General features: G+C 58.8%; 15 protein-coding genes. 7 read left to right on the top strand and 8 right to left on the bottom strand.

All coding sequences use genetic code 11. The features are described 5' to 3' along the window. Nucleotides 1-127 precede the first annotated feature (127 nt). Nucleotides 128-2014, bottom strand: coding sequence for an asparagine synthetase B family protein (locus tag AC2A1F_RS10595; protein WP_484208714.1), 1887 nt, complete (start codon nt 2012-2014; stop codon nt 128-130). A gap of 361 nt (nt 2015-2375) precedes the next feature. On the opposite strand from AC2A1F_RS10595, the gene AC2A1F_RS10590 reads away from it, so the two are divergent. The 5 genes from AC2A1F_RS10590 to AC2A1F_RS10570 all read left to right on the top strand — a co-directional run bounded on the left by AC2A1F_RS10590 (nt 2376) and on the right by AC2A1F_RS10570 (nt 7196). Further along, on the top strand, nt 2376-2747 hold the full coding sequence (locus AC2A1F_RS10590) for a lasso peptide biosynthesis B2 protein (protein ID WP_484208713.1): 372 nt from the start codon (nt 2376-2378) through the stop codon (nt 2745-2747). A 149-nt stretch (nt 2748-2896) separates the two neighbouring features. Further along, nucleotides 2897-4147: a nucleotidyltransferase family protein gene (locus tag AC2A1F_RS10585; protein ID WP_484208712.1), complete on the top strand. Its 1251-nt coding sequence runs from the start codon at nt 2897-2899 to the stop codon at nt 4145-4147. A 309-nt stretch (nt 4148-4456) separates the two neighbouring features. Next, nucleotides 4457-4711, top strand: coding sequence for a hypothetical protein (locus AC2A1F_RS10580; protein ID WP_484208711.1), 255 nt, complete (start codon nt 4457-4459; stop codon nt 4709-4711). Between the two features lie 428 nt (nt 4712-5139). Further along, complete coding sequence (locus tag AC2A1F_RS10575) at nt 5140-6492, top strand: O-antigen ligase family protein (protein ID WP_484208710.1); 1353 nt, start codon at nt 5140-5142, stop codon at nt 6490-6492. After that, nucleotides 6492-7196 (top strand): hypothetical protein, encoded by a 705-nt coding sequence (locus tag AC2A1F_RS10570; protein ID WP_484208709.1) that lies wholly within the window; start codon nt 6492-6494, stop codon nt 7194-7196. Before AC2A1F_RS10575 ends, AC2A1F_RS10570 begins: the two co-directional genes overlap by 1 nt. A 51-nt stretch (nt 7197-7247) precedes the next feature. Here AC2A1F_RS10570 and AC2A1F_RS10565 read toward each other — a convergent pair whose 3' ends face one another. The 3 genes from AC2A1F_RS10565 to AC2A1F_RS10555 form a co-directional block, all read right to left on the bottom strand. Beyond that, nucleotides 7248-7796, bottom strand: a complete 549-nt coding sequence (locus AC2A1F_RS10565; protein WP_484208708.1) for an LptA/OstA family protein — start codon at nt 7794-7796, stop codon at nt 7248-7250. Nucleotides 7797-7857: 61 nt separating this feature from the next. Continuing rightward, complete coding sequence (locus AC2A1F_RS10560; protein ID WP_484208707.1) at nt 7858-8502, bottom strand: LPS export ABC transporter periplasmic protein LptC; 645 nt, start codon at nt 8500-8502, stop codon at nt 7858-7860. A 40-nt stretch (nt 8503-8542) separates the two neighbouring features. Further along, nucleotides 8543-9160 carry a ribonuclease D gene (locus tag AC2A1F_RS10555; RefSeq protein ID WP_484208706.1) on the bottom strand — a complete coding sequence of 206 codons (618 nt, stop codon included), beginning with the start codon at nt 9158-9160 and terminating at the stop codon, nt 8543-8545. Between the two features lie 146 nt (nt 9161-9306). Between AC2A1F_RS10555 and AC2A1F_RS10550 the strand changes: the two genes are divergently transcribed. Beyond that, nucleotides 9307-9579: a DUF2061 domain-containing protein gene (locus tag AC2A1F_RS10550; protein WP_484208705.1), complete on the top strand. Its 273-nt coding sequence runs from the start codon at nt 9307-9309 to the stop codon at nt 9577-9579. A gap of 62 nt (nt 9580-9641) precedes the next feature. Here AC2A1F_RS10550 and AC2A1F_RS10545 read toward each other — a convergent pair whose 3' ends face one another. The 3 genes from AC2A1F_RS10545 to AC2A1F_RS10535 are packed head-to-tail and all read right to left on the bottom strand — an operon-like array spanning nt 9642 to nt 11683. Further along, nucleotides 9642-10490, bottom strand: coding sequence for a metallophosphoesterase family protein (locus AC2A1F_RS10545; protein ID WP_484208704.1), 849 nt, complete (start codon nt 10488-10490; stop codon nt 9642-9644). 34 nt (nt 10491-10524) lie between these two features. After that, nucleotides 10525-11367, bottom strand: coding sequence for a diacylglycerol kinase family protein (locus AC2A1F_RS10540; RefSeq protein WP_484208703.1), 843 nt, complete (start codon nt 11365-11367; stop codon nt 10525-10527). A gap of 49 nt (nt 11368-11416) precedes the next feature. Then, nucleotides 11417-11683, bottom strand: coding sequence for a hypothetical protein (locus AC2A1F_RS10535; RefSeq protein WP_484208702.1), 267 nt, complete (start codon nt 11681-11683; stop codon nt 11417-11419). 268 nt (nt 11684-11951) lie between these two features. Between AC2A1F_RS10535 and AC2A1F_RS10530 the strand changes: the two genes are divergently transcribed. Continuing rightward, nucleotides 11952-12329, top strand: a complete 378-nt coding sequence (locus tag AC2A1F_RS10530; protein ID WP_484208701.1) for a UrcA family protein — start codon at nt 11952-11954, stop codon at nt 12327-12329. A gap of 82 nt (nt 12330-12411) precedes the next feature. On the opposite strand, the gene AC2A1F_RS10525 is transcribed toward AC2A1F_RS10530, so the two are convergent. Further along, the gene (locus AC2A1F_RS10525; protein WP_484208700.1) at nt 12412-12906 is read right to left on the bottom strand and encodes a winged helix-turn-helix transcriptional regulator; all 495 of its coding nucleotides are present in this window, start codon (nt 12904-12906) and stop codon (nt 12412-12414) included. Between the last annotated feature and the right edge of the window lie 60 nt (nt 12907-12966).

Here is a 12966-nt window from a genome sequence, read left to right as displayed (position 1 = left end):
AAGAATTTTCAGCTTTGCTCAAAGCACTTTCACCGAATCGCGCAAAGAAGGCGCGGTATCATGCAATGCGTCGGGACCGGGAAGGGTCATTTCCCGGTGCAAAAACTCCGCATCTGAGCAGCAAACTTCAAGGTTGCAAGGCGCGGAGGCGATACCAGCCGTAGATGCGCCACAACTCCCATATCCCTTCGCGGGTGGACAGGTAATGCTCCCACAGACGCGTGAGCCCCGGAAGATTGATCTCCTCTGGGGCCTCGGCGGGAATCTCACGCTCGAAGACATGTCGAATGCTCTCGATCTGCTGCTCGAACGTAAAGCTGAACTCCGCCTTCGAACGGCGTTCAAGCACCGATCTGGGCAAGTCCCCCTGCAGAGCCTGCAGATGGATATGTTTCCCATAACCATTGCGCAGCAGAATCGATTCCGGCACGGCGCTGATGAATTCAAAGTAGCGCTTGCTATACATCGGCGTGCGCATTTCGAGGCCGAAACGCGCGATCAGCCGTGCAGCGCTATCACGAAACCCGTCATAGATCGGATCGCACAGTTCGCGCCACAGCCGCCGTTTGGACGGATTGCGGATCTGCCAGATGTCATCAGCTTGCCTTGCGGCCTCCCGCCTTTCTGCCAGTTCGGCCAGAAGCGGTTCGGCCACCCAATGCTGTCCCTTGCCCAAATGTTCAGCCCAAGGCCTGCGATTTCGCCGCAACTCTCGCAAGGCCGCGTCGAACCACAGTGGAGCAAATGGCCGCAGACCATTGCGGAATATGCGCTTGCCAACATAGCCGATGCCATATTCTGACCGCATGAACTTCAGTTCGTGCAAAAGCGTCGCAAAACGGCCTTCACGCAGCATTTCATGGATAAAGTAGTTCGATCCTCCGGCAAACTCGTCACCACCTTCGCCGTCCAACAGCACCCTGCAGCCTTTGCTGCGCACCAGTGCTGCCTCGGCGGCCATGGACTGGGTGTTGGGAAAGTCGGGCATATCGCGATCAACCGCGATATTTCGCTCAAACCACGCAATTTCACCCACAGAGCGGTCCGCTTCGTGAATTGGCACGCCCAGAAAAGTGCCAACATCACGCGCATAGGCAATTTCGTCCGAGACCGACCCTGGCGTCCCGGCCAGCGTGAAGCCCAATGAATCCGGCGCCAGCAGCCTGCCGCTTTTATGAAGACGCCGCGATAGCGCGAAGATCGCCGATGAATCGTGCCCGCCGCTGACCTCGCAGGCAATGGGCAGCGGCGAGCGCGAGGCTCGGCGAACGCTGTCCATCAAAACCTCGCGATAGTGCTCGAAATAGTCATCCTCGTTTTTGTACCGGACCGAAAGATCGAGCGGCAAAGTCCAATAGCGCCACGTCTTCGGCCCCGACGCTTCGACCGCCATCGCTGTTGCCAGAGGCAGCCGATGCACCCCGGACCACGCGGTTTCATCGGGAAGATAGCACTCGCTTGCAAGGTTTTCGGCCATGCGTCCGCGATTGAGCTTTTGCGTGAAGTCGCCGGCCGCCAGCACGCCCGAGACGTCGCTGGCCAAAAGCAACCGCCGTCCGTCCCATTGCCAGTGCAGCGGTCGCATGCCGAGATGGTCGCGCAAACAGAATACTCGCTTGCGCCGTGCATCATGAATGACGACTGCGTATTCCCCTTCAAGCTGAGAGGCGCATGCATCGCCCCATTCAGCATAGGCATGCAGGATCAGTTCGGCATCGCAAGGCACCCGGATACGCGCCTTGCGATCCTTCAGCGCGACCTGCAGTTCTTCTGCATTGGCCAGCCACCCGTCCATCACAATGGCAACCATGCCATCTTCGCTGAACAGCGGCTGGGGTGCCTCGGCAGAACCCGGAGTGGTATGAAATGCGCAATGTCCCAGAGCGACCCCGGCACTGACGTGATGAAACAGCCCGTCAGACCCGCGAAAACGCATCGCTTCGGTCATGCGCCGGATGGCCGCAGCATCGGCGGGCTGGCCATCGAAACGGATTATCGCTGCAAAACCACTCAAGCAATTTTCTCCGCACAGGCGCGGGCCTGCCGCTACAGGAGTATGATCATACCGCAACCCCCCGGGCCGACCAGACCGTGGCGACACAGGGTTTGATTCATGACCTCCGGGTGATAATCAAGGCAGTCTGATCTTGAAACTGGATGTGAAAGTTTGGCCGATCTTGCCTTTGTTGCCTCCTGACCCCCCGCTTGAAAAGCAAAATACACCTGCCTCGTTGGGCAACAGGGGCATGGTGCGGCCACCCGAAACGAAGGTGCAGTCAAAGCGCATACTCGGTGAAATCCCGAAGCTTGTGCGACTGGACCCCCGGCTTGCGGCATACTTGCTGCGGGCTTGTGCAGAACTTGCCTTTGCCCGGATGCTGCTGTCTGCCAAGACAGTGCGCGATCTTGGGATTCCCGATCCGGTCCCGGTCGACCACAGTGGCGGATCGATGACTTCGGTCACAAGCGGACATGTCGAAGAAATTGGGCGGGTCAGCAAGGCCATTGCAATTGTCGCGCCACGCGTTCCGTGGCGCTCCGATTGCTTGGTGCAGTGTCTCGCAGGTCGGCGCTGGCTGGCCAGACAGGGAATTGCAGCACGCATCAGCATCGGGGTGAAACAGGAAAAAGCGCCTGATGGCTCCGATTGTCTGCTTGCCCATGCCTGGCTTACTGCCGACGATATCATCGTAACCGGTGGCGATGTGGCGCAATTCGATGCGTTTCCCATGCCGCGCAGGCCCTGATTGCGGATGAACCCTGATTGCGGTCAAACCGTCACATCTTTACGCGTTGGTCCAAAGACCATAATCTTTACCGGCCTGCCACACTCTTCACATCGAAGAATCGGCCTGCATTAACCGCGTTGCGCAAGTGTTGAGGCGATCAAGACGACATGAACGATGATGAAGCGCGAGGCGTTTTGGCCAGTTCGCGCACCTCGACAATACTGTTGCAAGTTTGTGCAGCACCCGATTGCGACCACACTTCCCGTTTTGCCAGCCTCACTGAAAATGAATGGTACGATCTGGTCGAACAGGCGGTCGCAAAGCGAGTCACAATCGTGCTGGACCGGGCAATTGCCCGGGCCGAGGCGGTGTCTGGACAGGGCATCGTTCTGCCCGAGGAATGTCGGCACGAGATTGAAGTTCAGCGCCGGCGGATCAAAATGTCCAGCTTCGGTCATATGATCGCCTTGATCGAGGCAGTGCGTTTCCTGAAAAGCCATGGCATCGATCCCATAGCGCTGAAAGGCGTACGGCTGGCGTATAGCGATTATCCCGATGCGCAGTTGCGCCCCTTGCGCGATCTCGATCTGCTGGTTCCGGCAGAGCAAGCCGAACTGGCGCAGAGCGCAATGATTGCCAGCGGCCAGTATGAAGTTGCGTCATGGGCTGAATTTTACGGCATAGAATTCGGCCACCAGATGCCCGAACTGCTAGACAAGCAGCACGGCGTTTCGATCGAGATCCATCACCGGCTCAATGCCCGCGGCTGGGTGCAGGAGCCGCAGTTGGTGAAGATGGTGGCTGAACAAGCCGAAACCGTGGACATCGGCGGCACGCCGGTGCGCGTACCGTCAATTCATGCAAATTTCCTTCATCTGGTCGAACATGCAACCCTGCATCACATGTTCGAAAACGGCCCGATCACGCTGACCGATCTGCACTTTGTCGTACAGACGGGCAAGATTAACTGGCCCCTCCTCATAGCCCAGGCCGAAACGATGGGGTTGACGCGGGCACTTCATCTGGTGGCTGCGCTGGCAATGCAGAACGGCGCTACCTGGGTGCCGGATCAACTGCGCCAAACACCGTCAGATGTACTGGAAAATCTTGGTGTATGCATCAACGCAGTCCTCAGAGATGAGTCCCTCACCGAACACGCCGCCATGTTGCGCGGGATTGCCATGCGCAAAGGGCAAAGCCCCGGCTGGTCAGCGGCCCTGCGCGCGGCAGTCACACCAACACCGCTAAAGCTTGCCAGCATCATGCGGGTGAGCGGAGCCAATCCCTTGCGCTGGCTGGCCTATCCGGTCTGGCTCGTGCAGCGCGGCCGGGCCTATATTTCTGCACGTCTGGCGGTCGACAATAACGATACCAGCCTGCGCGAAGCAGCCACCATGCTCTGGCTGAAAGACAGCTAGAATCAGTACCCTCGCCAAACCACAGTCATGAAAGTCAAGCGAATTCATGCAGGTGCAGTGCGCTGCAATATCTTCCGTAATGCTGCGCCTTGCATTTTTCCCGCGGAACGCTTTCAAGAAAAAATCAATATAAGCATATATTTAGGCAAAAACACCCCATCCGCCGGCATCAGGTCTGAATCGAAAGTTAAGCCAATGGCGCATCAAATTGCGGTTAATACCTAGTTTTGGTTGCGAATCATTTTGCATTGCGGTATCGAACCGTCGAGAGGGCGGTACACGGAAGCGATACTGCTTAGGAGATTGAGCATGAAGATTGCACGCATTGCGTCGGCATTTGCCGCAACGGCTCTGATGGCCGCACCGGTGATGGCCGAAGCTGGCACTCGTGCCACCAGCTCGCAGGTCTATCCGGCCGCCAGCTATTCGGCAAACCGCGCAGCTACTTCGGTTGAAGCGGAAAACAACCTTGCACCTTACGCATGGATCCTGATCCTCCTTGCTGGTGGTGCAGCGGCTTACGGTATTTCGCGCGCGGTGGACAACAAGTCGCCTGGCGCCTGATTTACTGAGAGTTAAAAAAGGCCCGGTTGCTGCAAAGGCAACCGGGCCTTTTTTATGTGCGCCTGATTCTTGACGATGAATGATGCGTTGCAATTATCGGTGTGGCCGGCCTCTGGCTCGCGGCCAGCTCTGGCAACGTGTTTCGCGCAGAAAAGCCAACCGGCCTGTGCAGACTTTCCACGCACAAATTTGCGCCCACAACAAATGGGCACAATTTACAGGCACCAGGCTGAAGGCGAACGCCGCGCTCTAAGGACAATCCGCCTTTCCATTCCCGGTCCCTTGCCAAATTCCTGGCAACCGCCCCCCCACCGCGCGGTGATGAAGTGCGCCCAAGGCCGATCAAGCCCATGCAGCATTTCGAAAATGCGGCGCGATAACTGCGGTAAATGCTTGACCTGTCGATAGCGAGATTCAATTACCCCGCCATGCACAAGAACCCCGGCGTCATCGTTTTGGTCCTTCTACTCGTTGCATGCCTCTTCGGAGGTGGCGGTGTCGCCTATGGCGTCTCCAATCTTGCCGTGCAAATAACTGCCATTGCCGCGCTCGCGCTGAACGGTGATGCCGTTTGGCAGTTCGTAAGCAAGGGATCGCGACCGTTGGTTGTGCTCGTCGCGTGCAGTCTGCTGCTCCCGCTGGCGCAACTGGTGCCCTTGCCTCCCGAGGTCTGGCACAACCTGCCTGGTCGAAACCTTGTGGTCGAGACGTTGGCCGCATCGGGCCAGGATGCGTGGCGCCCGTTGACCGTAAGTGCAGCCCGCACTTTCGTGTCCTTCACCGGACTGATTGCGCCTTTTGCCGTCATCGTCTTCGGCTGGCGCAGCACCCACGATGCGCTTCAGCGGGTCGTGATCACCACTGTCGGTGTGGGTTTTGCCAGCGTGCTTCTGGGCACATTCCAGGTTTTGGGGCGAAACAAGTTCGGGCTGCTTTATCCAGAAATCGAGATGCCCGGCGTTCTGTTTGGATTTTTCGCCAATCGTAATTCAACGGCAGTCTTTCTTGTGTCGTGTTTGCTGCTCCTGTGCAGCCTGCCAAGCTACAGATTTCTGTCTTCGCGCTGGCTGACCAAAGTGATCGTGGCTGTCATGCTGATCACCGGGACGATCCTGACACAATCCCGCACCGGTCTGGTGCTGCTTGCCTTGCCTCTCGCCTTGTGTGTGCTGCAAAGCTTTGTTCGCTGGAAAGAGGGCGGCTCACGCACCCATGCTGCAAACTGGTCTTTGAAAGCTGCTATCATGGCGCTCGCCGTCATCATTATTGGCGGCGGCGCACTGGCCACTTTGCCGGGCAGTCGGCTTGAAACCGTCATGGCTAGGTTCGAAAAGACACAAGAGCAGCGCCCTGCCATCTGGGAAGATGCCCGCTTTGCAGCCGAGCGGTACTGGCCCGCAGGTTCGGGCATGGGCACGTTTGATGAGGTATTCCAGATTGACGAATCCCTGGAAAACATCAGTCCAAGGCGTGCCGGGCGGGCTCATAATGATTACATCGAACTTGGTATCGAAGCCGGGCCCTTTGCTCTGCTGATCGTGCTTGCCTGGGCCATATGGACCTTGTCGTCGGTCTGGCGCGGGCTTTCTGAGGCGGGATCAAGCCGCTGGCCAACGCTGGCATGCGCAGGCGTACTGCTTGCTGTAGCCCTGCAATCGTTGCTTGATTATCCGCTGCGCAATCAGGCCATGCTTTGCGTGACGGCGCTGGCTGTCGTGGTGCTGGCGCGGCAGGGACGCCACCCAGATCCAACAACTTCAGCAAAAGCGGAGACCGCCTGATGCGCGTGATCTGGACTGTTTTGATGATCATGCTCGCAGCCCTTACCGCCAGCGCGCAGATTGATCGCGCCTCACGGCGGCAGCCGTCGCTGGCAGCCATAGTTCCGCCCCCGATGCGCACATTTGCGCAGGAACGCACCACCATGGCGACAGTCAGGTCGGCCACGCCTGAAGTTGCGCTTGCCGAAGCATCGAGGCTGACAGAACGAAGCCCTCTTCCCGCCGAACACCTCACTTTGCTTTCCATTGCGCGCGAACGCAGCGGCGACCGTATCGGTAGCGGAGTAATCATCCAACGTGCCGCACAGCGCGGATGGCGTGATCCCATTGCGCAGCAGGTAATGTTCGAGATCGCCTTTTCAGCGGGCGACCGTGCTGAGGCCGCACGCCGGTTGGCTGCGCTTTTTGGCATTCAAGAAGAGCAAGCACCGATCAAGGACATGACCAAACGCCTTCTGGCAACTCAGGAGGGGCGCAAGGCCATGATCGGAGCACTAGTCACAGGTGGCAATTGGACCCGCGCTTTTCTAACCAGTGCGGCGGCCGACACATCACCCGCCATGGTGGAAACCATTGTCGGGGCACTGCGCGCAGGAGCAAGGATTGAATGCCGTACTGCGGCAATCCTGACCCGGACCTACCAGCAGCAAGGCATTGCGTTCGATCCGACCTTGTTCGAAAGGTGCACCAAGCGGCGCGCTTAAGGCAGGATCAATACGCAGCTGCAACTTGCAACAGGTCCTTGATCGTTCACATCAGTTGGACTTGCGAACCTGAAAAGTGCCGGTAACCCGCCCGCCGCTGCCTGCAGCCGCTCCGGCCCGGCCATCCACGCTTGAAAGGCCTGAATCAAGATCAATGACGAGCCGCCCGCCGTTCAGCGTGTCTGCACCACGGCGCAGCGCTACATTGCCGGTCATAGTGATCACGTTGCGGTTGAAATCATAGACCGCCACATCGCCACGCGCCTGTTCGGCTCCCCGGTTCACCTGGACGCCGCCTGTGGCATCGATCCGATCAATCTGGATCTCGCCATTGTCGGTATAAGCCACGGTGGTGCGCGCCGCCTGCATGCGTAAATCGGACTGGTTGATGTCGACATTGCCCGAAAGCACCACACGCTTGGCCTTGTCCTGCACTTCAATCCGATCGGCAGCGTACTCCACTGGAGCCTTGCTGTTATGGCTGGCAATGTTCTGCGCAGCCAGATGCTGCGCGCCTGCAACAAAAGCCAGCGACCCCGCAAAACCCGCCATGCCCCAGCGCAAAGGCCGTGCAGCGCGGATGATGTCGATCTTGTTCATGCGGACGTACCTTGCGCTGTCGGTGTCATTATCGGGCAATTTCATTCGGGCATTTTCAGCTTCAGGGCATTTTCATCTGGCCGGGCACCATGCGAAGCCGCGCATTGCCATCCAGCGTCACCGACCGTTCGGAAAGATCTGCGCTGATCCGGTCGGCGGAAAATGTCCCTGCAGGGATGCGGCCTTCAACCGCTCCTCGGCTTTTCAGACGCTTGGCGCCCAGGTCAATGTCGACATTGGTGGCGGTCATGCGATAGCCGTTCGATGTCTGGAAGTTGATTGGCCCGACGATATCTACGATTTCCCGGCCAAAGTCATAATCACCGTTGCCTGCCGTCAACAGTGCAGGACCATCATCCAGCATGATACGCGCCGTCAACTGCTCCAGTTCAATCATCTCACGCGTTTTTGTGCGCTGCACTGCAGAGCCGGCGGTGATCGAGAAATTGCGCCCCTCATCATCCTGCCCTCGATACATCGCGCTGGAAACCTTCATCCGGTCATCCAGCACGGCCACCTTGCGACGGTCGAGCAGAAAGCTGATTTCCCCGCGCGGTGACAGCGGCGTCAGGATCATCACGGCCAGCAAAGCCCCAACAGCTGCTGGCAGGGCGCGGGCCAGAAACTGCACCAGCCGATCATGAAAACCGCCGGGTGCAGCAAAGCCACGCCGCTGGATCCGCATCACATCAGCCTGCACAGTCATGGTCGCAGCCCCAAAAAAGCGTTCCTTGTCAGTACCAACCTTACTCGTGGCTGAAGATATCGCGCTCAGCCCACCCGGCAAGGTCCAGCCGCGCGCGCATCGGCAGAAAATCAAAGCAGGCCTGTGCCATTGCCGTACGCCCTTCGCGTTCCAGACGCTCGGCCAGAATCACCTGCATCGCGTGCAGATAGCGCACGTCAGATGCGGCATATTCTTGCTGGGCATCGGACAACACCGGGCCACCCCAATCGCTCGATTGCTGCTGTTTGGAGATTTCCTTGCCCAGCAGTTCGCGCACAAGATCTTTTAGGCCATGGCGATCTGTGTATGTCCGCACCAGCTTGGAAGCGATCTTGGTGCAGAACACAGGGGCCGCAACGACGCCAAGGTAATGCTCGATCGCGGCAAGATCGAACCGGGCAAAGTGATAAAGCTTTACCCGCGCAGGATCGGCCAGCACCGCCTTCAGGTTTGGTGCGGCAAAGTCACTGCCCGGCGAAAACCGCACAAGATGTTCATCCCCACGTCCGTCGGAAATTTGCACCACGCAAAGGCGATCACGTGGAGTAATCAACCCCATCGTCTCGGTATCGACAGCAACCGCCCCGGGCGCAAGCACGCCTTCTGGCAGATCTTCTTCATGGAAATAAACGGCCATTGGTGTCGCTTAGGCCGTCAAACCACGGCCCGCAAGCATTCAGTCCGGCCTACGGCATATATCCAGTGTGTCGGAAACGCACCTTCAATCCGCTTTGACGACAGGTCATGCCGATCTATTCACGGTGTCCGAAGGGGGCCTCACCAATGATTCTGTTTCACGGACACGAAGCGCACGCGCGCTCTGTGGTAAAGGCCATCAGTTGGCGCACACTCGGGAGCATCGATACTTTCCTGCTCGGTTGGCTCTTTACAGGCAGCGTCAAAGCGGCCGGAGCCATTGCTGGCACCGAAGTGATTACCAAGATCGGGCTTTATTACTTTCACGAACGGGTGTGGAGTTCAATCCACTGGGGCATCAAGCGCGCGCCCACTCCCGAAGAAGCTGGCGATCCTGACGGAATCTCTCCTGCCGCCTGAAAACAACCAGTCAAACCGGGGACCGGCGGCAATGCACAAGCCCTGTCGTTGGCCCCGCCTGCTCAGTAAAGCGGTGGGTCGATTGGTGGCACTGCTCCCACAGGAGCTACGGGATCGCCCTGCGCTCTTGGCGGCATGGCGTCTTCTGGCACATCGTCAATCATCATGTCACGCGATGGCACATGTTCAAGATTACGGACGCGGACCGAGATTTGACCATTTTCAAGCGTCAGTTCGTTGAAGCCCGGCGGAGTGGAACGAACCCGCTGGCTTAGTGTTCCGGCTCCGATCATGCGGACCGGACCGTTTCTGGTCGGGTGGATCAGATCAAAAGCATCGTGGACGTGGCCCGAAAGGACCGCCAGCACATTGCGGCTGGCCAGCGCTGCCAGCGCGCGATTGCCGCCGCGGGTCAGCGCCTTGCCGCGCGTGCCCGCTTCCACCAACGGGTGATGGCAGGTGACGATGGCGCGGGTGCCCTGGGGCAGCGCGTCTATGGCGGCAAGGGTTTGTTTCAGCGCGGCTGAGCCGACATTGCCTTTCGACCAGTTGAGCCGCAACTGGGCGCGGGCGGTCGTTTTCAAAGGCACCACGGCAACACCGGGCAGATCAAGCTCACGCTCGAGCATCGCCTCGATGGAGCGAAAGCGGCGATAGGGATTGGTAAAGCGTTCGATCAGATTGAAGTATGGCAAATCGTGATTGCCGACCTCCACGGTAACCGGCACGTTCAGTGCCAGTATCCACTTGCAGGCCGCGGCGAATTCGCGGTGGCGCGCCCGCATCGTCAGGTCGCCGGTGATAGCCACGGCATCGGGCTTTTCCCGCGCGATGCACTGCGCCACCCAATCGAGTGCGCGGCGATCTTCAAGTCCGAAATGGATGTCGCTGATGTGGAACAGGCGGGTCATCGGGCCAGCGTGATCAACGCTGGTGCTGCGGCGGTCAAGTATCAACCGGACGCGTCGCGACGAAATCGAGCGCGATTTCCTCGCACGTAAAGCGTTCTTCCACTCCGCCCTGTCGGCGTTCGCCGTCGATCATCAGCGCAAGCGCGGCGGTGCTGCTGACAGTTACGGCAGGGAATACGCCGATATCGTCGTGCGGCCCTTCGCGAAAGTTGCGCTTGATCAGCATGGCAAAGCCTTGCGCGGCAAATTCGCCAAAGTCTGCAAAGTCGTATCCTTCAACCAGCACACAATCACCCTCGGGCGCAAGCAACACTGCCCGATAGCCTTCAGGCCGTCCTTCAGGCGGATCCGACAAGCGCACGGCAGGCCCGGCGCGGGTTTCACGCAGAGCATCGGCAAAGGTCTCAGCCATCGCTGCAAAATCAAGCTCGCGCACGCTTTCGCGCACGTCGGCCCACATCGCGCCGGGGCCAGCCAGCACCTCAATCAGCGACATGCCTTGCGAAGTGCGGATGCCGCGCCGGCGCAGGCGGCGGGCTTTGGGCAAATCTGCAAGAATGGCGTCCAACGTGCGGTCACCGTGCAGGGCCTTGGACAGCAGATTTTGCGTACCACCCGGCAGCACCAGCAGTGCCCCGTTCCAGCCTTCCTGCGCGGCTGCCGCTGCGTTGACCGTGCCATCGCCTGTAAACACAGCGAGGGTCCCGACCCCTGCTGCTTCCAGATCGGAACGGGTCGGCAGGGGTTCTTCGGGGAAGACAATGGTCCGCGCAGGCTTCAACGCCGCATCAATCGCCTCAACCGCCGTCGGGTTGTTGCTCCCGCTCGCGGGGTTGGTAACAAGCCAGATGGGTGGCGACGCCGCAGCATGAATCATGACCTGCACAACCTGCCGCAGCCGTCCGGGTTCCGCAGGTTCTGCACAATCAGACCCTGTCCGTCAGAATCAGCCATGCCGAAAAGCTGTTCATTACCGAATACACGACATAGGCGATCGGCCCCGTGACATCGCCTTGCGCTGCAAACATCAGCGCGGCGAACAGCAATAGGAATTCCACCACCATCGTGAAGCGCCCGCCCAGCAGATGCACGAACCACGGCATGCGGCCCAGCAGGGGATGATCGCTGTCCATTACCGCACGGTGCAGTGCAAAGTTCCCTATGCCAAGCAGGAAGATGATCAGAATCGCCATGTCTGACGCTGACCTTATGGCATGCAGGTGCCCTTGTCACATGCCCATGCAATACCCGCAGGTGCGGCCTGATTGGCCTGCACGCATGGGCCGGTCGTGCTGTTCATAGGTGAAGGTTGGTGGTTCGTCGGGTCAGGTAATGCTTTGTCGGAATTGATATATTTCTGGTCGAAGCCCGCGCGCACTGGCGCAATGTGATGCCTAGACAGACTGCATGCGGTGGCCGGACAGGAAGCTTTGCCCCTGATCTCGATGACCCCCGACGACCTTGGGCAAATGCCGCCCGGTCACCGCAACCATGCAAACCTGTCGGAATGTCTCCGGCAGACATCCGAAAGAAACAGCCATGTTCAAAAAGACCATCGCAATGGCCGGCCTCATTGGTCTCTCCCTATCCGCCAGCCAGCCTGCTTTCGCCAATACCCGCATCGTCAACTACGCCGATCTTGATCTTGGCACCAAGCAGGGGCAGGCAGAGCTGAACAAGCGGCTGGCCAAAGCGGCAAAGCATGTTTGCCGGCTGGATATCGCGGACTACCATGGTGCGGAATTTGCCGCGGCGCTGCAGTGCTTCCACAAAAGCTATGCGCAGGCAAAAAAGGCACAGACTGGTGTGATCCAGATGGCAAGTGCCGCGGCGCGCTAACCCGTTCGCAAGTCAGCCTGGCGGACATCAGTCCCCCGCCGGGTAACCTCACGGGTCGCCGCTGCAACCGGCGGCCTGCTTTTTACGGAACCTTGCGCAGCGGCTCAAACGCGATCGCAGCGTCAAGCTCTGATCGGTCTCGCCAGGTCAGATCATCGGGCGAAAGCGTTCTGCCATCTTGCGCGGTAATGCCGATTGGCCTGATCGGCAGGCCATCGCGGCAGTCGCACAGCACCGGATTTGCAGGCACGCCCAGCTGCCACTTTTCCCCCCATTGGCGCAGCGCCAGCATGGCCGGAAGCAGGTCCATCCCCTTGGGCGTCAAGCGATATTCAATGCGGCGACGATCATCAGCGCAATGTTCGCGCTTTAGGATTCCGGCCTCAACCAACCTTGACAGACGGTTGGAAAGAATATTTCGGGCAATGCCCAGTGCTTCGAGGAAATCCTCGAAATGTCGCACCCCATTGAATGCTGCACGCAGAATCATAAATGACCAGCGCTCGCCCATGGCTTCTAATGCCAGCGGCAGGCCGCACTGGGCGATCTCGCTCAAAGGTTCGCGAAGCTTGTCCATAAGGTCCAGTCTGTATCCTATCCCAAGGATGAATTTAAGTTTCTAGTTGCAACTTAAAAC

Source organism: Novosphingobium sp. HNCC26BN242, assembly GCF_057180525.1.
Note: the sequence above shows the minus strand (reverse complement) of the source record. Positions and strands in the feature narration are given on the sequence as shown.

Bases quoted from the DNA above. Each gene is read 5' to 3' on its own strand.
- AC2A1F_RS10590 (WP_484208713.1), top strand. From the start codon at position 2,376: ATGCTGCTGTCTGCCAAGACAGTGCGCGATCTTGGGATTCCCGATCCG.
- AC2A1F_RS10585 (WP_484208712.1), top strand. From the start codon at position 2,897: ATGAACGATGATGAAGCGCGAGGCGTTTTGGCCAGTTCGCGCACCTCG.
- AC2A1F_RS10580 (WP_484208711.1), top strand. From the start codon at position 4,457: ATGAAGATTGCACGCATTGCGTCGGCATTTGCCGCAACGGCTCTGATG.
- AC2A1F_RS10575 (WP_484208710.1), top strand. From the start codon at position 5,140: ATGCACAAGAACCCCGGCGTCATCGTTTTGGTCCTTCTACTCGTTGCA.
- AC2A1F_RS10570 (WP_484208709.1), top strand. From the start codon at position 6,492: ATGCGCGTGATCTGGACTGTTTTGATGATCATGCTCGCAGCCCTTACC.
- AC2A1F_RS10565 (WP_484208708.1), bottom strand. From the start codon at position 7,796: ATGAACAAGATCGACATCATCCGCGCTGCACGGCCTTTGCGCTGGGGC.
- AC2A1F_RS10560 (WP_484208707.1), bottom strand. From the start codon at position 8,502: ATGACTGTGCAGGCTGATGTGATGCGGATCCAGCGGCGTGGCTTTGCT.
- AC2A1F_RS10555 (WP_484208706.1), bottom strand. From the start codon at position 9,160: ATGGCCGTTTATTTCCATGAAGAAGATCTGCCAGAAGGCGTGCTTGCG.
- AC2A1F_RS10550 (WP_484208705.1), top strand. From the start codon at position 9,307: ATGATTCTGTTTCACGGACACGAAGCGCACGCGCGCTCTGTGGTAAAG.
- AC2A1F_RS10545 (WP_484208704.1), bottom strand. From the start codon at position 10,490: ATGACCCGCCTGTTCCACATCAGCGACATCCATTTCGGACTTGAAGAT.
- AC2A1F_RS10540 (WP_484208703.1), bottom strand. From the start codon at position 11,367: ATGATTCATGCTGCGGCGTCGCCACCCATCTGGCTTGTTACCAACCCC.
- AC2A1F_RS10535 (WP_484208702.1), bottom strand. From the start codon at position 11,683: ATGGCGATTCTGATCATCTTCCTGCTTGGCATAGGGAACTTTGCACTG.
- AC2A1F_RS10525 (WP_484208700.1), bottom strand. From the start codon at position 12,906: ATGGACAAGCTTCGCGAACCTTTGAGCGAGATCGCCCAGTGCGGCCTG.